General features: G+C 64.9%; 21 protein-coding genes. 12 read left to right on the top strand and 9 right to left on the bottom strand.

From position 1 onward, the window contains the following. Window positions 1-25 precede the first annotated feature (25 nt). Complete coding sequence (locus DAES_RS13700) at window positions 26-955, top strand: calcium/sodium antiporter (protein WP_013515633.1); 930 nt, start codon at window positions 26-28, stop codon at window positions 953-955. A 28-nt stretch (window positions 956-983) separates the two neighbouring features. Beyond that, complete coding sequence (locus DAES_RS13695) at window positions 984-1412, top strand: YccF domain-containing protein (RefSeq protein WP_013515632.1); 429 nt, start codon at window positions 984-986, stop codon at window positions 1410-1412. On the opposite strand, the gene DAES_RS17040 is transcribed toward DAES_RS13695, so the two are convergent. After that, complete coding sequence (locus tag DAES_RS17040; protein WP_013515631.1) at window positions 1409-2611, bottom strand: sensor histidine kinase; 1203 nt, start codon at window positions 2609-2611, stop codon at window positions 1409-1411. The genes DAES_RS13695 and DAES_RS17040 overlap by 4 nt on opposite strands. A 183-nt stretch (window positions 2612-2794) precedes the next feature. Between DAES_RS17040 and DAES_RS13685 the strand changes: the two genes are divergently transcribed. The 5 genes from DAES_RS13685 to DAES_RS17820 all read left to right on the top strand — a co-directional run bounded on the left by DAES_RS13685 (window position 2795) and on the right by DAES_RS17820 (window position 8216). Next, window positions 2795-3526, top strand: a complete 732-nt coding sequence (locus DAES_RS13685) for a Bax inhibitor-1/YccA family protein (RefSeq protein ID WP_013515630.1) — start codon at window positions 2795-2797, stop codon at window positions 3524-3526. 37 nt (window positions 3527-3563) lie between these two features. Then, a complete protein-coding gene (lpxK, locus tag DAES_RS13680; protein ID WP_013515629.1) occupies window positions 3564-4721 on the top strand; it encodes a tetraacyldisaccharide 4'-kinase in 1158 nt (385 codons plus the stop codon). After that, window positions 4708-6912 (top strand): ribonuclease R, encoded by a 2205-nt coding sequence (gene rnr, locus DAES_RS13675; protein WP_013515628.1) that lies wholly within the window; start codon window positions 4708-4710, stop codon window positions 6910-6912. The genes lpxK and rnr overlap by 14 nt, the downstream gene beginning before the upstream one ends. Window positions 6913-6991: 79 nt before the next feature. Further along, window positions 6992-7663 carry a LexA family transcriptional regulator gene (locus DAES_RS13670; RefSeq protein WP_013515627.1) on the top strand — a complete coding sequence of 224 codons (672 nt, stop codon included), beginning with the start codon at window positions 6992-6994 and terminating at the stop codon, window positions 7661-7663. Window positions 7664-8051: 388 nt separating this feature from the next. Beyond that, window positions 8052-8216 carry a hypothetical protein gene (locus DAES_RS17820; RefSeq protein WP_013515626.1) on the top strand — a complete coding sequence of 55 codons (165 nt, stop codon included), beginning with the start codon at window positions 8052-8054 and terminating at the stop codon, window positions 8214-8216. A gap of 332 nt (window positions 8217-8548) precedes the next feature. Here DAES_RS17820 and DAES_RS13665 read toward each other — a convergent pair whose 3' ends face one another. Continuing rightward, a complete protein-coding gene (locus DAES_RS13665; RefSeq protein WP_013515625.1) occupies window positions 8549-9529 on the bottom strand; it encodes a GGDEF domain-containing response regulator in 981 nt (326 codons plus the stop codon). A 219-nt stretch (window positions 9530-9748) separates the two neighbouring features. Here DAES_RS13665 and DAES_RS13660 point away from each other — a divergent pair, with 219 nt between their 5' ends. From DAES_RS13660 to DAES_RS13645, 5 genes are all read left to right on the top strand, one after another. Further along, entirely contained in the window at window positions 9749-11161 is a 1413-nt protein-coding gene (locus tag DAES_RS13660; protein ID WP_013515624.1) for a DUF4139 domain-containing protein, read from the top strand. Window positions 11162-11174: 13 nt separating this feature from the next. Further along, on the top strand, window positions 11175-12404 hold the full coding sequence (locus tag DAES_RS13655) for a hypothetical protein (protein WP_013515623.1): 1230 nt from the start codon (window positions 11175-11177) through the stop codon (window positions 12402-12404). 31 nt (window positions 12405-12435) lie between these two features. Beyond that, entirely contained in the window at window positions 12436-15615 is a 3180-nt protein-coding gene (locus DAES_RS13650) for a beta-phosphoglucomutase family hydrolase (protein ID WP_013515622.1), read from the top strand. Between the two features lie 152 nt (window positions 15616-15767). Next, window positions 15768-15938 carry a hypothetical protein gene (locus DAES_RS17680; RefSeq protein ID WP_013515621.1) on the top strand — a complete coding sequence of 57 codons (171 nt, stop codon included), beginning with the start codon at window positions 15768-15770 and terminating at the stop codon, window positions 15936-15938. Continuing rightward, on the top strand, window positions 15922-16581 hold the full coding sequence (locus DAES_RS13645) for a histidine phosphatase family protein (protein ID WP_322785288.1): 660 nt from the start codon (window positions 15922-15924) through the stop codon (window positions 16579-16581). Before DAES_RS17680 ends, DAES_RS13645 begins: the two co-directional genes overlap by 17 nt. Window positions 16582-16627: 46 nt before the next feature. Here the strand turns inward: DAES_RS13645 and DAES_RS13640 are convergent, their stop codons facing one another. The 7 genes from DAES_RS13640 to DAES_RS13610 all read right to left on the bottom strand — a co-directional run bounded on the left by DAES_RS13640 (window position 16628) and on the right by DAES_RS13610 (window position 22955). Beyond that, on the bottom strand, window positions 16628-18388 hold the full coding sequence (locus DAES_RS13640) for a histone deacetylase family protein (protein ID WP_013515619.1): 1761 nt from the start codon (window positions 18386-18388) through the stop codon (window positions 16628-16630). 95 nt (window positions 18389-18483) lie between these two features. Next, complete coding sequence (locus DAES_RS13635) at window positions 18484-19002, bottom strand: GNAT family N-acetyltransferase (RefSeq protein ID WP_013515618.1); 519 nt, start codon at window positions 19000-19002, stop codon at window positions 18484-18486. Window position 19003: 1 nt separating this feature from the next. Then, entirely contained in the window at window positions 19004-20017 is a 1014-nt protein-coding gene (locus DAES_RS13630) for a D-alanine--D-alanine ligase family protein (protein WP_013515617.1), read from the bottom strand. Next, the gene (locus DAES_RS13625) at window positions 20014-21018 is read right to left on the bottom strand and encodes a D-alanine--D-alanine ligase family protein (RefSeq protein WP_013515616.1); all 1005 of its coding nucleotides are present in this window, start codon (window positions 21016-21018) and stop codon (window positions 20014-20016) included. Before DAES_RS13625 ends, DAES_RS13630 begins: the two co-directional genes overlap by 4 nt. Further along, entirely contained in the window at window positions 21015-22265 is a 1251-nt protein-coding gene (locus DAES_RS13620) for a KamA family radical SAM protein (RefSeq protein ID WP_013515615.1), read from the bottom strand. The genes DAES_RS13625 and DAES_RS13620 overlap by 4 nt, the downstream gene beginning before the upstream one ends. A gap of 35 nt (window positions 22266-22300) precedes the next feature. Then, window positions 22301-22657 (bottom strand): hypothetical protein, encoded by a 357-nt coding sequence (locus tag DAES_RS13615; RefSeq protein ID WP_013515614.1) that lies wholly within the window; start codon window positions 22655-22657, stop codon window positions 22301-22303. Beyond that, the gene (locus DAES_RS13610; RefSeq protein ID WP_013515613.1) at window positions 22641-22955 is read right to left on the bottom strand and encodes a hypothetical protein; all 315 of its coding nucleotides are present in this window, start codon (window positions 22953-22955) and stop codon (window positions 22641-22643) included. The genes DAES_RS13615 and DAES_RS13610 overlap by 17 nt, the downstream gene beginning before the upstream one ends. Between the last annotated feature and the right edge of the window lie 168 nt (window positions 22956-23123).

Genomic DNA, 23123 nt, shown 5'->3' with positions numbered 1-23123 from the left:
CCGTCATCTGCCATAGGATTGACTCATGCTGATAGATTTTCTCACCTTTGCCGTGTCTGCCGCCCTGCTCTGGTTCGGGGCCAGCTGGATCGTCACCTCGGCGGCGCTCATCGCGCGCAAGTTCAATGTCTCGGAGCTGGTCATCGGCCTGACCATCGTGGCCATGGGCACCTCGGCCCCGGAGTTCCTGGTCACGGTGAACGCCGCCTTTCGCGGCCACAACGACATCTCCCTGTCCAACGTGGTCGGCTCCAACATCTTCAACCTCGGCTTCATCCTCGGCCTGATGGCCATGATCAGGCCGCTGGTGACGACCAGGACCATTGTCTACCGCGACGGGCTGCTGCTCTTCCTGACCACGGCGGGCATCCTGGCTGTCTCCTTCACCGGGGAGATGGGCAGGGTCTTTGGCGCGGTGCTGGTGGGCCTGCTGGTCTGCTACCTCGTCTATCTCGGCGTGAAGCGCGAGTCGCCGGGCGAGGCAGAGCTTGAGGAGATCAAGGGACGCGCCGCGTCCTGGCGCGACTGGCTCATGCTCGCGCTCGGCTTTGCGGCCATTTCCGGCGGCGGCCACCTGATGGTCACGGCAGCTACCTCCATTGCCACGGACCTGGGCGTGTCGTCGTGGGTCATCGGCGTGACCATCGTGGCCGCGGGCACGAGCCTGCCCGAGTTGGTCACCTGCCTCGCCGCCTCGGTCAAGGGCAAGAACGAGATGCTGCTCGGCAATCTCATCGGCTCGGATTTCTTCAATTTCGCCGGTGTGCTCGGGCTGACCTGCCTGCTCAAGCCCCTGCCCGTGTCGCCAGAGGCCGGGTCAGGACTCATCGTCCTGGTGGTCATGGTCGGGCTGGTGCTGGTCATGCTGCGCACCGGCTGGCGTATCACCCGGCTCGAAGGCGGCCTCCTGGTGGGCATCACCCTGCTGCGCTGGATCAACGATTTTACGGGCTGACAGCTCTTCATGATATGACGGAGGCGGCATGCTCTCATTTCTCGGCAATGTGATCTGGTTCGTGATGGGCGGGGTGTTCATGGCGCTGGGCTGGCTCCTGGCCGGGTGCCTGATGGCCGTGTCCATCATCGGGCTGCCCTGGGCGCGCTCGGCCTTTGTCATCGCCGGGTTCGCCCTGGTCCCCTTTGGTCGCACCCTTATCCGGCGCGATATCCTGACCGGGCGCAGGGATATCGGCACCTCGGAGTGGGGCATCATCGGCAATGTTCTCTGGTTCGTCTTTGCCGGGTGGTGGCTGTGCCTGGGCCATGTTATTTCGGCCCTGGGCTGCTTCGTGACCATCATCGGCATCCCGTGGGGGTGGCAGCACCTCAAGCTGGCGGCCATCACCCTGGCCCCGGTGGGCATGGCCGTCATCTCCATCAGGGAGGCCGAGGCCCGCTTCCCGCGCGGCTAAGCCTGCTTTGGCTTGTCCTGCTCCAGTGGCGGGTCCGGTTCCCCGGCCCGCTTTTCCAGCGTGAAATCGAAGACCGCGCCGTGGTCGGTACGGATGGAGTGGCTACCGCCCATCTGGACGGGCAGGTCGCTGATGAGCATCATGCCTATGGAGGTGCATTCCTCGGGGATGAGGCCTGCGGGCAGTCCCGGACCGTTGTCGCGGATCTGGAGGGAGAAGGCGTTCTCGTCGATGTTCCTGAGGGTGACGTGAATCTCCGGACGCGAGGTCTCGGCAAAGGCGTGTTTGATGGCGTTGGTGATCAGCTCGCTGACCAAGAGCCCCAGATGAAAGAACGTGCGGCGGTTCACGGCCATGGGCGCGAGGTCCAGCTTCAGGTCGATGTCCTTGCTGGCAAGGGTGTCGATGGTGGTCACGGCGATGGTCTCGATGAAGTCGCTGATCGGCACCTGCGCCCCTTCTGCCGAGGCGATGTGCGAATGGAGCATGGCAATGGCCCGGATGCGGTCCGTCAGGTCGCCGAGCAGGGCGGCTATTTCCTCCGCAGTGGACGGCTCGCCATAGACTCCGAGCTGGATCAGGCCGGAGAGCATGTGCAGGTGGTTCATGATCCGGTGGTGCGCCTCGCGCAGGGCCAGGTCCTTCTCATGGCACAGCCGCTCCAGCCGCTGCCGCTCCGAGAGCATGTGCAGGTCGGTCTCCACGGCCATGCGCAGGTGGGCCAGTATCTCGATATGCAGGTCCAAAAAGGGATGCGCTTCCCTGCCAAGCACGCAGATGGTGCCGAATATCTCTCCGTCGGGCCACTTGAGGGGCATGCCCAGGTAGGCGACCATGCCCCGCCGGATGTCCGGGTTGCTCTTCCACTGTTCGTCGGCCAGGGCGTCGGGAATGTTCAGGATGTCGCGGGTGCCGACCACAGTCTCGCAGTACAGTCCAAGACCGAGGCGTTCCCTGTCCTCTGACTTGTAGATGTCCTGGGCGGCACTGGCTGTACAGACTTCAATATCCTCCGGGTGCAGGCGCATGATCAGCCCTGCCGCGACGCCGATGGACTTGGCCGCCAGATCGGCCAGGCCCTGCCATTTGGCGAGGACCATGGGGGATATGTCCGGCTTGTCCGAGCCGGAAACAGGGAGAAAGACGGATTTGTCGCCGGCAACATGCACTTTGGCGATATTGCAATGCCTGGACGCCATGACGGGCCGCTCCTGCGCGTAAGAGTTCTATCCATTTCATACTGCCCTATTCCGACAGTGCGTCAAATTATTTATGTGCAGAAAACCGCTTTCACTTGCCTCGTGCGGAAAAGCTGATTAATTGATATCAATGTCGGCACTGTTCCGACCCAGAACCAGAGAACAAAACTTGGAGGAATATTCATGAGTCAATATCCCAGCGCATCCGGCCAGATGGCGAAAACCGAGGTCGTCAATGCTTTCATGCGCGGCGTGTACGGGTGGATGAGCGGCGGCCTCGCCCTGACCGCCCTCGTGTCGTACATCGTAATCAACTCCCAGGCCCTCATGCAGATGTTCTTTGTGGTGGACCCTGCCACCGGCACGGCGAGCATGTCCACCCTGGTCTTCATTCTGCTCTTTGCCGAGCTGGGCATCGTCTTCTACCTCAGCGCCCGCATCTCGACCATGAACCCGGCTACGGCCACCGGCCTGTTCATGCTTTACAGCGGCCTGAACGGACTGACCCTGACGCCCATCCTGCTGGCCTATACCGCAGAGTCCGTGGCCTCCACCTTCTTCATCTCCGCAGGCATGTTCGGGGCCATGTCCGCCTACGGCCTGCTGACCAAAAAAGACCTGACCAGCTGGGGCAGCCTGCTCTTCATGGGCCTCATCGGCATCATCATCGCCATGGTGGTGAACATGTTCATGCAGAGCTCGGCCATGGCGTTTGCCATCTCGGTCATCGGCGTGATCATCTTCCTCGGCCTGACCGCCTACGACACGCAGAAGCTCAAGACCATGGGCGAGAACGTCCCGGTGGGAGACACCGCGGCCATCCGTCGCGGCACCATCCTGGGCGCCCTGACCCTGTATCTCGACTTCATCAACCTCTTCCTCATGCTGCTCCGGCTCATGGGCGACCGCAGATAGCGCGTTCGGGGAGGCCGGAAGGCCTCCCCTTTTTGCGATGTCACATTCCATAGACGCGCTGCAACGGTCCCTCTCCCCGATACTGACGCCCTTTTCCTGGGCCTACGGAGCGGGGATGCGGATGCGGGCGGGGCTTTACGGGCGCGGCCTGCTTCCCTCGTGGGAGCCGGGCGCGCTCACTGTTTCAGTGGGCAACATCGGCTGGGGCGGCACGGGCAAGACCCCGGTGGCCGGCTGGCTGCTCGGCTGGGCCGAGAGCCGGGGCCTGGAGGCGCTGCTGCTCACGCGCGGCTACAAGGCCCGGCCCGTGACCTATCCCTATCTGGTCAAGCCGGGCGCGCTGGCCGAGGAGGCGGGCGATGAGCCGCTCATGCTCGCCACCATGCATCCCAAGGCCAGGGTGGTGGTGGACCCGGTGCGCACCCGCGCCGGGCGCTGGGCCATGCAGCAGTTCCACCCCGGACTGGTGGTGCTGGACGACGGCTTCCAGCATCTGGCGGTCAAGCGCCACCTCGATCTCGTGCTGCTGCGGCCCGATGACTTGGCCGGGCAGTGGAACCGGGTCATCCCCGCCGGATCGTGGCGGGAGCCAGTCTCTGCCCTGAAGCGGGCCGACGCCTTCATGATCAAGATCGGGCCTGAGAATTTCGCCCGGCTCACCCCGTTCATCAAAGAGCGGCTGGAGCGGTTCCGCAAGCCCGTGTTCAGCTTTCAGATTCGCCCGACCGGCGTGCGCCATGTGCTGCACGGCAATGCCGAGGCCGGGTTCGGCGGCGGGGCCTATCTGCTGGTCACGGGCGTGGGCGACCCGGAGCAGGTCAGGCGCACGGCGGCGCGGTTTTTCGGCTATCCCCCGGCCCGGCATCTGGTTTTTCGCGATCACCACGCCTTTACCAAGGCCGACGTGCTGGCCATGCAGGCTGCGGCCAGCCGCCTGGGTTGCGAGGCGATCCTGTGCACGCCCAAGGACGCGGTCAAGCTCGGCCCCATGTGTTCCGAGGAATTCTGGCAGTTCGACCTGCGCCTGGATTTCGGCCCGTCCATCCTGGGGTCGGGAAAGCCGTTCAACGTCTGGTGGAGCCGCCGTTTCGACGCCTTCAACCTGCGCCGCACCGACAGCCTCGAAGATATGGAGCCGATGCAGGCCGACCAGTCCGACACCCAAAGCGAGGAGCAGACCCATGGCAAAGAATAGGCGCAAACAGTCCGGCCCCGGTCCCGCCACTCCGCCCCTGTCCCCGGCAACCGTGCTCAGGGTGTTCAAGGAGGTGCGCAGGCCCATGTCCGGGGCCGAGGTCATCCGCCAGCTCAAGCTCAAGAAAAAGGAGAAGAGCGCGGTCAAGGAGATGCTGCACGAGCTGGTGGAGCAGGGCAAGCTCATCCGCATCCGGCGCGGCTACGGGCTGGCCGAGGCCATGCACTGCATCACCGGGCGGCTCGAAATCCAGCGCGGCGGCTTCGGCTTCGTGGTGCCCGAGGATTCGCGGCGGCGGGATGTCTTCATCAACCAGCGCGATATCGGCGATGCCTGGCACGGCGACAAGGTGGTGGCCGCCATCGTCCGCGAGAACAAGGGCGACCGCAACAACGAGGGCCGAGTGGTCCGCGTCCTGGAACGCGGGCGCAAGGTGCTGCCGGTCAAGATCCACAAGCGCATGCGCGGCGGCGAGTGGCTCTGCCGCCCCACGGACCCGCGCCTGGGGTTCGGCATCATCGCCGGGCTGGCCGACGAGACCATCGAGGTGCGTCCCGGCGACATCGCCCTGTGCGCGCCCGGCGAGCGCATCGACCCGACCATGTGGGAAGGGCAGATCACGGCCTACCTCGGTCCCGAGACGGACATCTCGGTGCAGGAGGCCCTGGTCAAGTCCAACCACAATATCCGGCTGCGCTTCCCGTCCGGGGCGCTGTCCCAGGCTGAGGGGATGCCGCAGGAGCCGTCGGGCAAGGATCTGGCCGGTCGGCGTGATCTCACTCGCCGCCAGTTCGTGACCATCGACGGGGCCACGGCGCGCGATTTCGACGACGCCATCCTGGTGGAGCGCGCGGGCAATGGGTACGTCCTCTGGGTGGCCATCGCCGACGTGGCCCACTATGTGCACGAGGGCACACCGCTCGACCGCGAGGCCCTGGAGCGCGGCAATTCCTATTATTTCCCCCAATCCGTGGAGCCCATGTTCCCGGAGCGGCTCTCAAACGGCCTGTGCTCGCTCAACCCCGATGTCAACCGGCTGGTCATGGTCGCCCGCATGGAGGCCGATCCCCAGGGCGTGACCCGGCGGACCGAGGTGTTCCCTGCGGTCATCAGGAGCCAGGCGCGGCTGACCTACGGCCAGATCAAGCGCGGCGTGCTCGATGGCGAGGCAGAGGAGCGGGCCGCGCTCGCACCGGTCCTGTCCATGCTGGAGCTGGCCGTGGAGCTGGCCCGCAAGATCAACGGTCTGCGCACCCGGCGCGGCAGCCTCGACTTTGATCTGCCCGAGCCTGAGATCCTCTTTGACGTGCATGGCGACACCAAGGACATCCGGCCCAGAATCCGCCACTTCGGCCATCAGCTCATCGAGGAGTTCATGATCGCGGCTAACGAGGCCGTGGCCCGGTTCCTCACCGAGCGCGAGCTGCCCTGCCTGTTCCGCATCCATCCCCCGGCGGACGAGGAGCGGCTCAAGAATCTCTTCCGCCTCCTGGGCCAGACCGATCCGAGCGTGGTCATGCCCAAGGAGATAACCCCGCGCGCCCTGCAACTGCTCATCGCCTCGCAAAAGGGCACGGACAAGGAATACGTGGTCAACCGCATGCTCCTGCGCTCCATGAAGCAGGCCAAGTACTCGCCCGACAACGAGGGCCATTTCGGCCTTGCCTCGGACGAATACTGCCACTTCACCTCGCCCATCCGCCGCTATGCGGACCTCGTGGTCCACAGGCTGGTCAAGGGCGCACTGGCCGCCAAGGACGAGAGCCAGCCGTCCATGGCCATTCCGGGCCGCAAGAAGCTCTTCAACGTGGCCGGGCATCTCTCGGGCCGCGAGCGCGCGGCCATGGACGCCGAGCGCGAGATCCACAAGCGGGTCATGGTCCTGTTCATGCGCGACAAGGTGGGCGGCACATACGGCGGCGTCATCTCGCACATCACGGACTACGGGTTCTATGTGGAGCTGCGCGAGGTCATGGCCGAGGGCATGGTCCGCCTCTCGTCCATGGACGACGACTACTACACCTACTGGCCCCAGCGCGAGATGCTGGTGGGAGAGCGCACCGGGCAGGCGTTCAAGCTCGGCCAGTCCGTGGAGGTGGTGCTGGAGGAGGCGAGCCTGGAGCGGCTGGAACTGAGCTTCACCCTCAAATCCATCGCCGACTCGGCCAAGGACTACAAGGACCTCATCTGAGCGGCTACACAGGGGTGCAAGTTTTTGTTGACTAGTTCGTATATCGTTGATAAACAGCTTGTCATTGGAGCAACACCTTATGAACCAAGGCGCAATGATGAGCAACGACTTTGACGCATTCTTCGCAAGGCTCTGTTCCGAGACGGACATCGCCAGCCAATCCCAGCTCGCCCGCGAGTTGGAGGTGGGTCGGGCAGCCGTGTCCCTGTCCAAGCGCAAGGGAACCGTGCCACCCCGATGGATTCTTGATTTGTCGGCCCGGTTCGGCCTCAACCCGCTCTGGTTGGAGAAGGGCAAGGGGGCCGTGCGCGCAGAGGCCGCCTGCGACCCGGCAGACACCCCCTACCACGAGATTCCCAAGGTCCGCGCCCGGCTCTGCGCCGGGGGCGGTTCCTTTGAGACCGAGGGGCAGGTGGAGGGGTATTACTCTTTCCGGTCCGACTGGCTGCGCTCGCGTGGCAACCCGGCCAACATGGTCCTGATGGAGGTGGTGGGCAACTCCATGGAGCCGGAGATCAAGGAGGGCGACATGGTCCTCATCGATCAGGCCCGCTGCGACATCCTCTCAGGCTCCATCTACGCCGTGGGCGTGGAGGACACGGTCATGGTCAAGCGCGTGGAGCGCTTGCCCGGCATCCTGGTCCTGCGCAGCGACAACATGGACTATTCGCCCATCCACCTCTCCGGCGACGAGCTGAACAACGTCCGCGTCATCGGCAAGATCCTCTGGACCTCGCGGGAATACCGCTAGCATCCGCCCCTCCGGCGCGTCTGGCCGGGGGGAGAAACCGTCCAGACCCACGCTCCGGGCCCACGCTCCAGGCTCACCCGTGGTGAGCTGTGTTTCGGGCCTGCGCCTTGTGTCTCTCCCACTGTTCCGCGCTCTTTCATTGTCTCCCATCCATTCGGGCTTGCTTTTAGTATTCATATCCCGTGGGTTATTCCCGCAGGCGTGTGCGCCTGTTGTGTGGCGGGCGGTTCACGAGAGCGGGCGTTGTTCACCTGTTGAGAAAGAGTGTAAATTTTTATGATACAAATGTAGATTATTACTTGACACGGTGACTTGGTTTGTCTATCAAGGACTCACGTTGCCATGAAGGCAACGAAATCGCGCCAGACGCTGATCAAGGAGAAGAGCCATGCAGGAACGTTTTTGCAAGTGCGGTCACAAGCTGAAGGTCCAGTACACCCTCGACGGGTACATTCCCTGGGAGGCGGTCATTCTCAAGGGCGACTGCGCCGAGTCGCCGGTCAAGGTCTGCCCCTGCTGCGGGTCGTACCTGTCCATCCACTTCCTGCGCTAGTCGCGGCGGAGTTTTCAAACCATACTTCCCAAGGCGGCGTCCGTTTCCCCGGACACTCCTCCGCCATCCCCATCCCTGTTGAGCATGGGCCGGACGCATTCCCCGATGCGGTCGGTCCATGCTTTCCTCGTTTTCGGCCTTTCCCGTGTTGGCTTGCCTGCATGGCGGGTTCTGTCTCGGTGCGCCGGGGGAGGCTGCTGCGGGGGTGTGCGTGGGGTTGCGGTGCTTTGGTGCGCGTGGGTGGCCTGGGCATGCCGGGGCTGGCGGGGGGAAAGGGCAGGGAGAGCGGCCAGTCCGTTCTACACCGGGCCAGGGTTGATCTTGGGGGCGCGTTACTGGCGGAGGTCTTCCGGGCCGGGCAGGCAGGTGCTGCGGGTGCGGTTGCGGCCTGCCTCCTTGGCCTCGTACAGGGCGCGGTCAGCGGCCTGGATCAGTTGCTCCGGGGTGGAACCGCAGGTGGGGATGCCCGAGGATACGCCGATGGATACGGTGACCACGCAACTGACAGCGGAGTCGGGATGCTCGATGCTGGTTTGGGCCACGCTGGCGTGGATGTTGTCGGCCACGGCCATGGCCCCGGTGTAGTCCGTGCCCGGCAGGATGACGGCGAATTCCTCGCCGCCGTAGCGGGCCACCATGTCGCCTGGGCGATGGACCACCCCCTTGATGGCCTCGGCCACGCGGCGCAGACAGGTATCGCCGTCAACGTGCCCAAGGGCGTCGTTGTAGTGCTTGAAGTGGTCGATGTCGATCATGATCAGCCCCAGGTGGGCGTCGGCGCGGCCATTGCGCACCCATTCCTTGACCAGGGTGTCGTCAAAGCAGCGGCGGTTGGCCAGCCCGGTCAGGCTGTCCAGGTTGGACATGCGCTCCAGCTTGCGGGCCAGCCGCTCCAGCTCGCGCTCGCGCAGCAGGCGTTTGACCATCTCGCGCCGCAGTTGCAGGGCCGAGCGCACCCGCGCCCGCAGCTCGATGGCGCTCACCGGCTTGACGATGTAGTCCGAGGCTCCGGCGGCAAAGGCCTGGTCCAGGATCGCTTCGTCGTTGTGCTCGGTGACCACGATGACCGGGATGTCCTCGTAGGCGCGGTGGGACTTGATGGTCAGCACGGCGCCGATGCCGCCGATACCCGGCATGTCCACGCCGATGATGACGAGGTCCACAGAGGCATCGGTCTCGGCAGAGGCCGAGAGCACGGCCATGGCCTGCTCGAAATGCGACACGGCTATGGTCGTGGTGTATCCCGCGTTGGCGAGAACTTCCTTCATGGATGACACCGAAGCCGTGCAGTCATCGACGATGAGTATTTTCATGGCTGAACCCGGAGTAACAGAAATCATTGTCCATGGCGAGTGTTCCAGACTTCGATTCTGCGACGAAACGGAGCGGGCTGGTCAGGCCTTTCCGGCACAGTGACAGAGAATTGGAGTAAAAATTTTGCAAATCCCGGCGCGGCAATGTAGTTTGCAGGTAGAGTGCATCTCAATTTTCGCAAGACAACCGTGTTTACTCAAGATGGAGAAGAACGTAATATGTCGAAATCAAACACTTTTAATTTCTTTGCCCTAGTCCTGTCTCTTGCTCTGCCTCTGGCGCTGCCCGCAGTCTCGCACGGGGCCGGAACCACCGGGGCCGCATTGGCCGTGTACAATTCTGGCCGTGCCCTGGTGGAGGAAACGCGCAGCGTGACCCTGCCCAAGGGACCGGCCAGGGTCGTGTTCAAGGATGTCCCCGCCACCCTGGAGCCCGGCTCTGTGCGCGCCTCGGCACCGGGCATGCGCGTCCTCGGCCTGGAGTACGCCTCGCAGCCCATCACGGTGCAGAGCCTGCTCGACCGTTATGTGGGCCGCGAGCTGACCGTGATCCTGCCGGACCCGGCGGACGCCACGGCCCGGACCTTGCGCAAGGCGACCCTGCTCTCGAACGAGGGCGCGCCGATATTTCTGGTGGGCGACGAGGTCTATGTGGGCAGCTACGAGGCCCTGCTCCTCCCCGAACTGCCAGCGGACCTGACCCGGGAGCCGACCCTGGCTCTGCTCACCGAGAACGAGAACGCAGGCAAGCAGGACGTGCGCCTGACCTACCTTATGGGCGGGCTCACCTGGCGGGCGGACTATACTTTGACCGTGGGGCCTTCTGGTGACTCCGGCTCCCTGGACGCCTGGGCCACGCTGGAAAACCAGTCGGGCTACAGCCACAGCGGGGCGGCCCTCAAGCTGGTGGCGGGCGATGTGCGCCAGGCTCCGGCCCCCCGGATGGCCAAGGGGCTGATGATGACCAGGGCCATGAACGAAGGCATGGACTCGGCAGCACAGCCGGTGGAGGAGTCGTTTTCCGAATACCACGTCTACACCGTGGAGCAGCCGGTGGACCTGCCCGGTTCGGGCATGGTTCAGCTCAGTCTCTTCTCGGCTCCCAACGTAACGCTTGCGCAGGAGCTTTCGAGCCGCTTCCAGTCCGGGATCGGCCAGATGTCCGGCCCGGTCAAACAGGCGGCGGACCTGACCCTGCGCCTGGACAACATCGAGAAAAATGGCCTTGGCAAGCCCATGCCCGCCGGGTTGGTGCGCGTCTTCATGCCCGCCTCGGACAAGCGGCTGCTCCTGGCGGGCGAGTCCCAGGTAGGCCATGTGGGTCGTGGCGGCGAGATCAGGCTCACCCTGGGCCGCTCCTTTGACGTGGCGGTCACGCGCACCCAGACCGGCTTTGCGAGGCTGGGCAAGAATTCCGTGGAGATGACGTGGCGCATCGAGGTGCAAAACGGCAAGAAAGCGCCTCAGGCGATCAGCCTGACTGACGGCTATCCGGGCCAGTGGACCGTGACCGCAGCCGATCAGGCCTATACCACGCCCGATTCCGGAAGCCTGCAATTCGATCTGACCGTGCCGCCGTCACACGACGGCAAGCCGACCGTTGTCAACTACACCGTCCAGGTGACCTACTAGAAGGATGGCAGCCATGCATGAGGTTCAGGCGGTTCCTGAGACGCTGAAGATCGCGCCGACCAGGACAGGCACGCTCAAGGAGTTCTACGCGCTGATGGCCGCCACCCGGCGGGTGCGGTCCAGGGCGGTGGCCGCCATCCTGCGCGGCGACGAGGTGCCGCCGGATGTCGTCCCCTCCCTCAGGAACGCCCTCAACTCGCTGGAGGACGTGCCCAAGGCCGGTGGCAGACGGGTGCTCTCCCTGGACGGCGAGCGCGACATCGGGCTGGAGATGGACTACGAGATCAACGAGACCCGCAAGGACCTCTTCTTCCTGGAGGAGGGCGAGGAGACCTTCCTCGAATTCCTGGCCGATCTGCATCCCGGCTTCGAGGATCATGTGGCCGCCGGGCGGGAGCTGCTGGACGGGCTGCATCTCAACTGCCTGATCACCGACCGCGACGGGACCATCAACAACTATTGTGCCCGCTACCTGACCTCGATCCAGTCCGTCTACAACGCGGTTTTCCTGTCCCGGTTCGCCATGGGCCGGGTGCAGCGGCCCGTGATCCTGACCTCGGCCCCCCTGGCGGGTCTGATCGAGATCAGCGTCAACCCGGAGGGGCACATCTACTACGCCGCGTCCAAGGGGCGCGAGTGCCTCGACCTGGAGGGCCGGGTGCGCCGCCTGCCCATCACGCCGGACAAGCAGCGGGCCATGGACGCCCTCAACCGGCGGCTGGCAGCCCTGGTGGCGCAGCCGCAGTACGAGAAGTTCTCGCTCATCGGCTCTGGGCTCCAGTTCAAGTTCGGCCAGTCCACCGTGGCCCGCCAGGACATCGGCGGCTCGATTCCCGCGGACGAATCCCTGGCTTTTCTTGATGTTCTGCGCGGGCTGGCGGGCGAGCTGGACCCGGACCACAAGCTCCTGCGCATCGAGGACACCGGGCTTGACGTGGAGATCATCCTGACCATTGAGAGCGCTGGCGCGGGGCTCAAGGATTTCGACAAGGGCGACGGGGTCAAATACCTCTGCTCCGAGCTGGACCTGGAGATGGTCCACGGCCCGCACCTCATCTGCGGCGACACGGGTAGCGACGTGCCCATGCTCGAAGCCGCCCTGCAAATGGCCGCCGACACCAGGGCCATCTACGTCACCCGAAATGAGGAGCTGTCGCGGCGGGTCAGAGGGTTGACCGCCAACGCGGTGATCGTCCCGGAGCCGGACATGCTGGTGGCGATCATGGGCTCCCTGTCTCCGTGACCGGGGACCAATTCTAGACCAAGGAGATACTGTGGCTGCAATTGCTCTCAAAGGCGTCGTTTTTGATCTTGACGGCGTGATCACCCGAACCGCAAGCGTCCATGCCCAGGCATGGGAGACCGCGTTCAACGAGTTCCTCAAACTCCACTCCGAAGAGAAGAACGTCCCCTTCGAGCCGTTTGACCGGACCAAGGACTACCAGAATCACGTGGATGGCAAGCCCCGCTTCGAGGGCGTCCTGAGCTTCCTCAAATCGCGCAATATCCGGCTGCCTGCCGGCGAGCCGGACGATTCGCCCGGCACGGACACCATCTGCGCCGTGGGCAACCGCAAGAACGAGCTGTACCAGAGAATCCTGCGCGAGGAAGGCCCGGAAGTCTTTGCAAGCTCGGTGCGTCTGATCGATGCCCTCAAGACGCGCGGGGTGGGTGTGGCCGTGGCCACCTCCAGCCGCAACTGCATGCTCGTGCTTGAGCTGGCCGGGATCGACACCCTGTTCGACGCCCATGTGGACGGCGTGGTCTCGGAAGAGCGCGGCCTCAAGGGCAAGCCCGAGCCGGACATATTCATCGCCGCAGCCAGGGAGCTTGGCTGCAATCCCGGCGAATGCGTGGTGGTGGAGGACGCCATCTCCGGGGTCCAGGCCGGGCGCGCGGGCAATTTCGGCATGACGCTGGGCGTGGCCCGCAACACGCCGGGCGAGCTGCTGCTGCGCTTTGGCGCGGACAAGGTCGTCTCCGACCTCGGCGAGATCACGGCCGACGACCTCTTCGACTGGTTCGAGACGGGCATGGCCAGCGACGAGTGGTACCTGACCTACTCCGGGTTTGACCCCGGCGACGAGAAGCTGCGCGAGACCCTGACCGCTGTTGGCAACGGCTACCTCGGCACGCGCGGGGCCTACGAGTGCGAGTGCTCATCCTACTATTTCTATCCCGGCACCTACATCTCCGGGGTGTTCAACAAGACCGCCAGCCAGGTGCAGGGGCGCGATGTCTGGAACAACGACATGGTCAACTGCCCCAACTGGCTGCCCGTGGAGTTCCGCATCGGCCAGGGCGAGTTCGTCAGTCCGCTGTCCATGGAGATTCTCAGCTACTCCCACAGGCTGGATATGCGCACAGGGGTCATGTCGCGCGACATGGTGGTCAAGGATCAGGTGGGCCGGATCACGCGCATCGCCTCGCGCCGTCTCGTGTCCATGGCCGATTGCCACCTGTGCGCTCTGCGTTTCGACCTGACGCCACTCAACTACTCGTCGCGCATCACCCTGCGCTCGTCCATCGACGGCAATGTCGAGAACAATGGCGTGGCCCGCTACGCCTCGCTCAACACCCGCCACCTGCGTCGGATCGGCGGCGGCCAAACCCCGGACGGTATCTTCCTGCACATGGAGACCAGCCACTCGCGCTATCAGGTGGTCATGGCCGCCAAGTGCGTGGTGCTCGTAGACGGCAAGCCCCTGCGCGTGCAGCGCAAGGTGGTCCAGAACGAGGCCAGGGTATCCGAGGAAGTGTGCGTGTCCGCCATGGAGAACACCCGGTACACCCTGGAGAAGTTCGTCTATGTGCGCACCTCGCTGGACCAGGAGCCGGGCGACCTCATGGAGCTGTGCCTCGACGGGTTGCGCGGTGTGCGCACCTTTGCCGGGGTCCATGGCCCCCACGCCAGGAGTTGGAAGGGGCTGTGGCAGAAGGCGGACATCCGGGTCACGGGCGACCGGTTTGTGCAGCGCGTGCTGCGACTGCACATCTACCACCTGCTGGTCACGGCCAGCCCACACAACGTCGACCGCGACGCGGGCATGCCCGCCCGCGGCCTGCACGGCGAGGCGTACCGGGGCCACATCTTCTGGGACGAGCTGTACATCCTGCCGTTTTTTGATTCCAACTATCCGGAAATCTCCCGCTCCCTGCTCATGTACCGCTACAACCGGCTCGACGCGGCCAGGGCATACGCCAGGGAAAACGGGCAGGTCGGGGCCATGTTCCCGTGGCAGACTGCGGACGACGGCTCCGAGGAGACCCAGGAGGTCCACTACAACCCGGAATCCAAGAAGTGGGACCCGGACCTGTCGCGCCGCCAGCGGCACGTTTCCATCGCCGTGTTCGTCAATGTCTGGCGCTATGTCGAATGGAGCGGCGACACGTCGTTCCTCAGGAAATTCGGGGCCGAGATGATGCTCGACATCGCCCGCTTCTGGGGCGGCATCGCCCGCTTCGACGAGGTCACGGGCAGGTACCACATCGAGGGCATCATGGGTCCAGACGAATTCCACGAGAGGCTGCCGGGCAGCCCGACGCCGGGCGTCAGGGACAATGCCTACACCAACATCATGGTGGTCTGGCTGCTCGAAAAGGCGCTGGAAACCCTTGATGCACTGCCGCCAAAGGTGCGCGATGCGGTGACCGCCAGGATCGGCCTGACCGGGAGCGAGGTGGCCAAGTGGAAGGACATGATCACCAAGCTCAACGTGATCATGACCAAGGACGGCATCATCAGCCAGTTCGACGGCTACATGGACCTCAAGGAACTGGATTGGGAGGGGTACCGCAAGCGGTTCTACTCCATCCACCGCATGGACCGCATCCTCAAGGCCGAGAACGACTCGCCCGACAATTACAAGGTGGCCAAGCAGGCGGACACGCTCATGATCTGGTACGTGCTCGAACCGGACGAGGTGGCCCGCATTCTGACCCAACTGGGACACCGCATCGACGACCCCATCAGGCTGCTGCGCGACAACTACGACTACTACGAGCAACGCACCAGCCATGGCTCGACCCTGTCCAAGGTGGTGCACGCGGTCATCTCGCGCTACATCCATCCGAGCGGGGTCTCCTGGGACTGGTTCATGGAGGCTATGCACAGCGACATCGAGGACACCCAGGGCGGCACCACCATCGAGGGCATCCATACCGGCGTCATGGCCGGGACCCTGGAGGTGGTCAAGCAGGACTTTGCCGGGCTGAACATGTCGTCCACGCCCATGAAGGTGGACCCGGACCTGCCGCCCCACTGGGGCGAGGTCCGTCTGAGCTTTGTCTGGCGCAAGGTCTGGTTCGACCTCAGCATCACCCATGACAGGGTCAACATGACCGCCTATCACCAGGGCGACAGGGCGCTGCCGGTTGAGATATTCGGCAAACCCTACACGCTGAGGCCGGGCATGACCGTCGAGGCCGTGCGCCAAGAGACCCTGCGCGATTAAGCGGAGCGGGCCGGATGGTGCGGGCGGTCTTTGCGCCAGGTGGCAGCGGTGCGTGTTGACGACTGGGTGGAGAGGTTCTAGGATACTATCGTTTGCCGCCCGGCCCGGCCCTGTGCCGGGCGGGCGGCGGATGTTTCAGCAAAGGAGATAAAGTGAGCATCTACATATATATCGCCGCTGGTCTGGCCGTGGTCGGACTGGCCCTAGTCCTGTATCTGGCTCGAAAGCCCAAGTGCAGGCCAAAGCAGGAGCTTGAATCCTTCAACTTCGACAAGAGCAAGAGCTACGAGAAGGACGGGCGCAAGTATCCATTTTCCTATTGAGTTCCACCCCGGATCAGGGATCAGGCTGTATCTGCTGCGCCACGGCCAGGTGGCCCAGGTGACGCCCAGACGTTTTCTGGGGCAGCGCGACGTGGCGCTTGATGCCCACGGAATCATTCAGGCCCGCGCCATGGGCCAAGCCCTTGCCCAGGTGTCTTTTGACGCGGTCGTGTGCAGCGACCTTGAGCGCGCGCGGCAGACGGCCCGGCTCGTCCTGGCCGGGCGGCAACTGACGGCCACACCGACGCCCCTGCTGCGCGAGATCGCCCTGGGGGACTGGGAGGGACTGACCGTGGACGAGGTGCGCCGCCAATACCCCGGAGAGTACGAGCGGCGCGGCGCGGACATGGCCGGATACCGCACGCCCGGAGGCGAGAGTTTTGGCGACGTGCAGACGCGCGCCGTCCGCTTCCTCCACTCGCTCGAACCGTTGTCGGGCGACATCCTGGCCGTGGCCCACGGCGGGTTCAACCGGGCGCTGCTCTGCCATGCCACAGGCCTCGATCTGTCGGCCCTCTTCTCCATCGACCAGGATTACTGCGGCCTGAATGTGCTGGAACGTACCGGGGACGGGTGGACTGTCCTGGGGACGAACCTGCGTTGCGGCCAGGCGACCCCAGAGTCGAATTCAACCCCTTCCTGACCTTGCCATCGCAAAAGAGCGGAGCCCTGGAGACCGCCTTGCCCGTCTATCGCTGGGCGGCCTTGGCCGCGTCCCTTGCCATGCCGGTGTGCAACCCCTGGAAGAAGCTGCGGGCGTTGATTCCCAGGGAGCGGATCAGGTAGCCGCCCTCCTGGACCACCAGGGTGCGCAGGCCGAGCCTGCCGATGAGCTGCCCGTTGGCCGCGAAATCGCGGGCGGTCAGGCTCCATGTGCCCGTGGGGTCTCCCTTGGCCGGGTCCAGCCCCAGGGAGACGACGAGAAAGGTGGGGTCGAAGTCGCGGACCAGGGCCAGCGCCCGGATCAGGGTGTTGCGGTATTTTTCGCCGTCCACCCGTTCGAGCAGGGGGAAGTTGCGGTTGTAGCCCAACCCCTGGTCCTTGCCCGTCTCTTCGGTGAAGCCGCTGAAATAGGGATAGGCGAACCGGGGGTGGCCGTGGATGGACAGGGTCAGCACGTCGTCGCGCTTGTAGAAGATGTTCTGGGTGCCGTTGCCGTGGTGGTAGTCGATGTCGAGCACGGCCACGCGGCCAAGCCGCGAGAGCCAGTGGGCGGCCACGGCGCCGGTATTGAAGTAGCAGAACCCGCCGAACGCCTTGCGCTCGGCATGGTGGCCGGGCGGGCGCACCAGGGCGTAGGCGAGTCTGCGACCGTCTGTCAGGGCCTGGGCCGCGGTCAGCCCGCAGTCCACGGCGCGTTTGGCCGCCTTCCAGGCGTTGCCGTTGAGCGGGGTGAAGGTGTCCATGCAGTAGTAGCCCGCGCGCACCGGCAGTTCGCGCGGCGGGCGGGCGGCGTTGCGGATGGGAAAGACATAGGGGTAGATGGACTTGTTCGCAGGCAGCCCGGCGCAGACCCGCCTGAAATAATCGACGTATCCCTTGTCGTGCACGGCAGTGATGACCGATTCCGGAAAGTGGTGCACGGCCAGTTCATCGAACAGGCCGCTGCGCTCCAGCTCCTTGTATATCTTGGCGATGCGCACCGGTGCCTCCACGTAGCCGCGCTCGCGCACATGGTGGATGTCGTGGCGGTCGTTGACCACCAGGGCGATGCGCCGGTCGCGGCTCATGGTCGTGGCGGGCGCTGTGGTCTCGCTCGCGGCATACCGCGGCGGGCGCAGGGCGAGATCGCCGGTGGTGAAGGAGGCGACCACCATGTCCGTGTACTCCGCCGGGCAGATGTCGCCGTATTTGCGGGTCAGGATGGCCCGGACAATGGCCCGGATGCGGGCACGCGTCAGCTTGAGCCGTCTGCCCAGAGGGTCGACCACCAGGTAGGGCGGGCAATCGCCGCCCGGAGTGAGCGGGGTCTCGTAGGCCGTGCCGGTGATGGGACGCGCGCCGTATCGTTCGTAGAAGGCGAGCCGGGCCTTGTTCTCCTTGAGGATGTCGGGCTGCGGGCACAGGGCCGGGTCATCGGGCAGGCATTCGAAAAACAGGACGGTGTCGCCCAGGGCCAGGGCCTCCTCGCGGATGCGCTCGTACAGGGCCGAGCCGATGCCGCCCCCGCCGTGGCGCAGGCTGACCGAGATGAAGTCGAGGTAGCAGAAGTCGAGGTCCGGAAAATGGCAGAGCAGGGCAAACCCGCGCACCTCGGCCTTGCCGTTCTCGGCCACGAAGAGGATGGAGCGGTAGCGCTTGAGAAACGGGTTGGCGATCAGGTCGGGCAACTGCGCTATCTCGGTCGCGTCGAGCAGGGGGAACCGCTCGTGCATGATGGCCTGCACCCTGGTCACGGCGACCTGATCCGCAGGCAGGCGGACATCGTAGACCGGGCGAATCTTGAACATGGCGTCCGTCCTTGGTTTTTCCAGGTCGGGTGTATTCAGGCCCGGCGGGGCCACCGGCGTCTGGCGCTGTTCTGGACGCGGGGCTCGGCGCTCAGTCAGTCGAGGGTTCTGGTGTAGATGTGGCAGTCCTCGCCCCGGTCATAATAATCGAGCAGGCGTGATTCGAGCCGGTAGCCGCACGCCTCGTAGAAGCCTCTGGTGGGAGTGTACTGCTCGCGCGACGAGGTCTCAAGAAACATCTTGCGCCCGCCAAGGGCGAGCACTCGCCGCTCGGATTCGCGCAGGATGCGCCTGCCCAGGCCGTGGCCCTGCATGGCCTGATCGACCACGATCCAGTAGAGGTCCCAGCTGCCGCACGTGCACGGCACCTGCCCGAAGCAGGCAAAACCGACAGGCGCGGCCTGTCTGTCCCCTGCGGGCCGGGCCAGCAGGAAGTGGTAGCCGCTCTCCTCGCCCTCGGTGATGGCCGCCCAGGCCAGCTCCTCCACGATGAGCACCTCCTCTTCCGAAAAGAAGCGGGTCTCGGCGGCCAGGGCGCAGAGGGTGCGCACATCCTCCACGGCCAGCTCGTCACCAAACTCGATGTCCATGGGGACGATTTCAGGTTCGCTCACGTCAGGCCGCCTTTCTTTCGCCGACGTGCCGCCTGAGCGCGCCGTCCACGATGGCCGAAATGACATCGGACGGCTTTCTGCCCGACTCCCTGGCCGTGGCCATGAACCCGGCGTTTTCCGAGAGGCAGGGGTTGGCGTTGACATCGATGATGGACAGGGCACCCTCGGCGTCCACCCTGAAATCCACACGGGCGTAGCCGCTCAGTCCCATCTCGTCCCAACAGTCGCGGGCGGTCTGCTCCAGGCGCGCGGCCAGTCCGGGCTCGGCCTTGCGAAAAGCGAACCCGCGCACCGTGGACAGGTCCGCGTCCGACCCCTCTTCCCACTTGGCGTCGTAGCCCACGATCTTGACCGGCATGTCGGCCCGGAAGACGATCTCCGCCGAGCCGAGGACCACGGAGGCGTGGTGTGCGGTTTCGAGCAGGGAGACGCTGAACTCGCGGCCATCAATGAACCGCTCTGCCAGGCAGGACCCGCCCAGCTTGTGGCGGCGGGCGGCCATGGCGGCCAGCAACTCGTCGGCGGTCTTGACATTGACCACCGAGGTTTCGTCAAGGCCCAGGGAGGCATGCTCGCACCGGCTCTTGACGATGTAGCGGCCCGGCCCGGGGAAGCGGCCCCGCTTGAGGCCGGTCTCGTCCACGCCCGCCGGGGTGGGCAGGCCCACGGACTGCATGTGCCGTTTGGCGGCCAGCTTGTCGTTGGTCAGGAACAGCACAGAGCTGTCCGCCCCGGTGAAGGGCAGGCCGAGCTTGCGGAAGATGACCGGTGTCAGGTTGGCCAGTTCGTCGGAATCCATGATGCTCTCAACGAGGTTGAAGACCACGCCGGGCCGAATGCCCTGGAGCGTGCTCACGGCCTCGCCCAGGTCCGAGCCGAGCTCCACCTCGACCACGCTCCAGCCCAGCTCGCGCAGGACACGGCTGACGAACCGGCTCTGGTCGATGACATCGGCCACGTCGCTGGCGGCTCCGCGCGGGACCCGGTTTCTGACGATGGCTGCGGTCCGTCTCATGGTGTGACCTCGCGGTTGCCGTTGTTTCGCGCCTTGCGGCGGGCGGCGGAGTGAAATATTTCCCGGATCAGGGCGTCATACGATTTGCCGCCCAGGCGCCACAGGATGGGCAGGTCCGAACTCTCGGGGTTGAGGCCGGGCAGCGGGTTGACCTCGATGAAGCGGGGCGCGCCGTCCGCGCCCAGGCGCACGTCGATGCGGCCTGCGTCCAGGCAGCCCAGGCCCCGCCACGCCTTGAGGGCCAGGCTCGCGGCGGCCATGGCGACCTCGTCGTCCACCAGTTCGTAGGCAACACGCCGGGTCCAGTCCTGCTTGTTTTCATAGGTGTAGGCCGTGGCGTCGCCCTTGCCCACGGCCCTGACCTCGATGACCCCGGCCACGCGGCTCTCGTCGCCGCTGCCCAGCAGCCCGACGGTGAACTCCCTGCCCGGCAGGTAGGTCTCCACCAGCGCGGGCTGGCGGAAAGTGGTCAGCAGGTCGGCGCAGACCTCGCGCAGGGCCGCGGGGTCGCGGACCAGGGAGCGCTCGGTGATGCCCTTGCTGGTGCCCTCGGCCACGGGTTTGACAAAGAGCGGGAAGGGCAGGGACATTGAGTCCACATCTTCGATCCGGGTGACCACCGCAAAGTCGGCGGTGGCTACGCCAAGGGAGCGGACCACCGCGTTGGTCCAGCCCTTGTGCAGGGTCAGGGCCATCAGCTCCGGCCCGGAGAAGGAGTAGGGAATGGACCACGCGTCGAGCAGGGCCGGAACCTGGGCCTCGCGCCCCAGGCCGTGGAGCCCCTCGGCGATGTTGAAGACCATGTCCCACCGGTCGCCCGCGGCCAGGCGCGCGACCAGGGCCGAGATGTTGCCGATGCGGTCCACCGCATGGCCGAGCCCGGTGAGCACCCGCTCGATGCCCGCGATGGTCACCTCGGAGTCGAACTCTGCGGCCTCTTCGCACGACAGCCCCTCTTTGAGGTAGTCGTCCTTGAGGTCGTAGGTCATGCCGATATTCATTCCACTTCCTCAAGGAGCCGGGTGGCGGTGGCTGGTTCGGGATCGGGGTAGGTGTAGATGTTGCCCTCGTAGTTGCGCAGGATCACGCCGCGCTCGTCGCGGCCCACGTAGTATTCGGGCAGCAGGGGAATCTTGCCGCCGCCGCCCGGGGCGTCGATGACGTAGCTGGGCACTGCATAGCCCGAGGTGTGGCCGCGCAGCCCCTGGATGATTTCAAGCCCCTTTTCCACGCGCGTCCTGAAGTGGGCCGAGCCGGGGATGGGGTCGCACTGGTAGAGGTAGTAGGGACGCACCCGCGCCTTGAGCAGCCCCTGCATGAGCCGCTTCATGGTGTTGGTGTCGTCGTTGACGCCCTTGAGCAACACGGTCTGGCTGCCCAGCGGAATACCCGCGTCGGCCAGCATGGTGCAGGCGCGCACGGTCTCTGCCGTCAGCTCGTCCGGGTGGGCGAAATGCAGGCTGATGAAAAGCGGATGGTGCTTCCTGAGCATGGCCGTCAGCTCCGGCGTGATGCGCTGGGGCAGCACGGCGGGCACCTTGGTCCCGATGCGGATGATCTCCACATGGGGAATGGCGCGCAGCTCGGTGAGCAGCCAGTCGAGCCGGTCGTCGGGCAGGGTCAGCGGATCGCCGCCGGACAGGAGCACGTCGCGGATGGCCGGGGTGTTCCTGATATAGGCGATGGCGCTTTTCCATTTCTTGGTGTCGTGCTTGCGGCCATTCCTGCCCACCAGCCGGGAGCGGGTGCAGTAGCGGCAGTAGGTGGAGCAGTAGTCGGTGGCCAGGAACAGGACCCGGTCGGGATAGCGGTGGACGATGCCGGGCACGACCATGTGGCCTTCCTCGCCCAGCGGGTCTTCGGCCTCGCTCTGGTCCATGACGAATTCGTGGATGGTCGGCTCGATGCACCGGCGCAGGCTCGCGGACCCGGCCACGGCGGCCACGCCGAGGTAGTAGGGGGTCACGGCCATGGGCAGTCCCTTGCCAAGGGGCATGGACCCGGCGCGGGAGTAACCAAGGATCTTTTCAACCATGTCCACGTCAAGGATGCGGTTGTCGATCTGCCAGCGCCAGTCGTTCCACTGCGCTTCGGTCACTCCCGGAAAAACGTGCTCGCAAAAGGCGCGCAGGGACGGGTAGGCGCTGTCGCCATGGGGGGCGTCGGTGCGGGCCTCCTCGGCGGTTTCATGCTCGGAAACCAGGGGAAGGGGAGGCTCCTGTTCGGTGCATGCTGCGATCTCAATCATTGCTGTGTCCTCGTTTGGTGAAATGGTTGGCGTCGTCACCCATTGCTGTCGGACGTGCCGACAGGGGTGTTCTGCTCCCGCTCGCGGGGGGCTTCATCAAGCACGATGATCTCCTGGACCTTGATGGCGGGCATCTCGTCCACCAGCAGGTACTGGCCGAAGACCTCCACGGTCATGCCCTCGTACCTCGGGTCCTCCATGTCGATCAGGAGAAAGAGCCGGACCCCGTCGTCGAGAAACACCCCGTCGTCCATGACGGCGACAATGCCCTCCACGGTGATGTCCGCCTCGATTTCCAACAGCTCCGCTGCCCTGGCCTGCGCCGCGAACCCGACCGTCGCGCATGCCAGCAAGAGCAGCAGGGCCGCCCAAACGCTAGAGCGAATTTTCATGTGTCGTTCCCTTTGGTTCAAAATCGTTGCCGTCGTTTTCCTTGAGAGGCCGGTATGACTGCACGGCCATGGATTCCCCCTGTTCGTCACGGACCACTGCGCCGGTGGCGCTGATCCGCTTGCGCAGCAGGACGAGCAGCCCGGGGTGGGCATCCAGGTTGTTGATGACGATCTCTCTCTCGCCGTCGCATGCCAGGGAAATGCTTGTGACGCTGAAATGCTCGTCCCAGCCGTGCGGAATGAGCACGCCGATGACGGTCTCGCTTTCAGGCGCGGATTTGCGTGTCCTGTGTCCCATGCATGCTCCTTGGTGAATAAACGGGGTCGGCACTGCAAAGCATATATGGGGCCAACTGTGTAATAGTCTGAAAAACAAGGAATATTTTGACTGGCCCCTGTGGATGGGCAGGAACCGCGAGTTCCTGTTTCCGCGGCTGGGCCGGGCAGAGGCTGGCTCAGGGGCTGT

Source organism: Pseudodesulfovibrio aespoeensis Aspo-2 (genome assembly GCF_000176915.2).
Lineage (GTDB): Bacteria > Desulfobacterota > Desulfovibrionia > Desulfovibrionales > Desulfovibrionaceae > Pseudodesulfovibrio > Pseudodesulfovibrio aespoeensis.
The sequence above is the reverse complement of the archived record's forward strand: the minus strand, read 5'-3'. Positions and strand labels throughout refer to the sequence as shown.

What these genes read in the sequence shown, in the direction of transcription:
- DAES_RS17040 (WP_013515631.1), bottom strand. Translation starts at nt 2,611, where the DNA reads ATGGCGTCCAGGCATTGCAATATCGCCAAAGTGCATGTTGCCGGCGAC.
- DAES_RS13685 (WP_013515630.1), top strand. Translation starts at nt 2,795, where the DNA reads ATGAGTCAATATCCCAGCGCATCCGGCCAGATGGCGAAAACCGAGGTC.
- DAES_RS13695 (WP_013515632.1), top strand. Translation starts at nt 984, where the DNA reads ATGCTCTCATTTCTCGGCAATGTGATCTGGTTCGTGATGGGCGGGGTG.
- DAES_RS13625 (WP_013515616.1), bottom strand. Translation starts at nt 21,018, where the DNA reads ATGAATATCGGCATGACCTACGACCTCAAGGACGACTACCTCAAAGAG.
- lpxK (WP_013515629.1), top strand. Translation starts at nt 3,564, where the DNA reads ATGTCACATTCCATAGACGCGCTGCAACGGTCCCTCTCCCCGATACTG.
- DAES_RS17820 (WP_013515626.1), top strand. Translation starts at nt 8,052, where the DNA reads ATGCAGGAACGTTTTTGCAAGTGCGGTCACAAGCTGAAGGTCCAGTAC.
- DAES_RS13630 (WP_013515617.1), bottom strand. Translation starts at nt 20,017, where the DNA reads ATGAGACGGACCGCAGCCATCGTCAGAAACCGGGTCCCGCGCGGAGCC.
- DAES_RS13660 (WP_013515624.1), top strand. Translation starts at nt 9,749, where the DNA reads ATGTCGAAATCAAACACTTTTAATTTCTTTGCCCTAGTCCTGTCTCTT.
- DAES_RS13700 (WP_013515633.1), top strand. Translation starts at nt 26, where the DNA reads ATGCTGATAGATTTTCTCACCTTTGCCGTGTCTGCCGCCCTGCTCTGG.
- DAES_RS13640 (WP_013515619.1), bottom strand. Translation starts at nt 18,388, where the DNA reads ATGTTCAAGATTCGCCCGGTCTACGATGTCCGCCTGCCTGCGGATCAG.
- rnr (WP_013515628.1), top strand. Translation starts at nt 4,708, where the DNA reads ATGGCAAAGAATAGGCGCAAACAGTCCGGCCCCGGTCCCGCCACTCCG.
- DAES_RS13665 (WP_013515625.1), bottom strand. Translation starts at nt 9,529, where the DNA reads ATGAAAATACTCATCGTCGATGACTGCACGGCTTCGGTGTCATCCATG.
- DAES_RS13610 (WP_013515613.1), bottom strand. Translation starts at nt 22,955, where the DNA reads ATGGGACACAGGACACGCAAATCCGCGCCTGAAAGCGAGACCGTCATC.
- DAES_RS13615 (WP_013515614.1), bottom strand. Translation starts at nt 22,657, where the DNA reads ATGAAAATTCGCTCTAGCGTTTGGGCGGCCCTGCTGCTCTTGCTGGCA.
- DAES_RS13655 (WP_013515623.1), top strand. Translation starts at nt 11,175, where the DNA reads ATGCATGAGGTTCAGGCGGTTCCTGAGACGCTGAAGATCGCGCCGACC.
- DAES_RS13620 (WP_013515615.1), bottom strand. Translation starts at nt 22,265, where the DNA reads ATGATTGAGATCGCAGCATGCACCGAACAGGAGCCTCCCCTTCCCCTG.
- DAES_RS13670 (WP_013515627.1), top strand. Translation starts at nt 6,992, where the DNA reads ATGAACCAAGGCGCAATGATGAGCAACGACTTTGACGCATTCTTCGCA.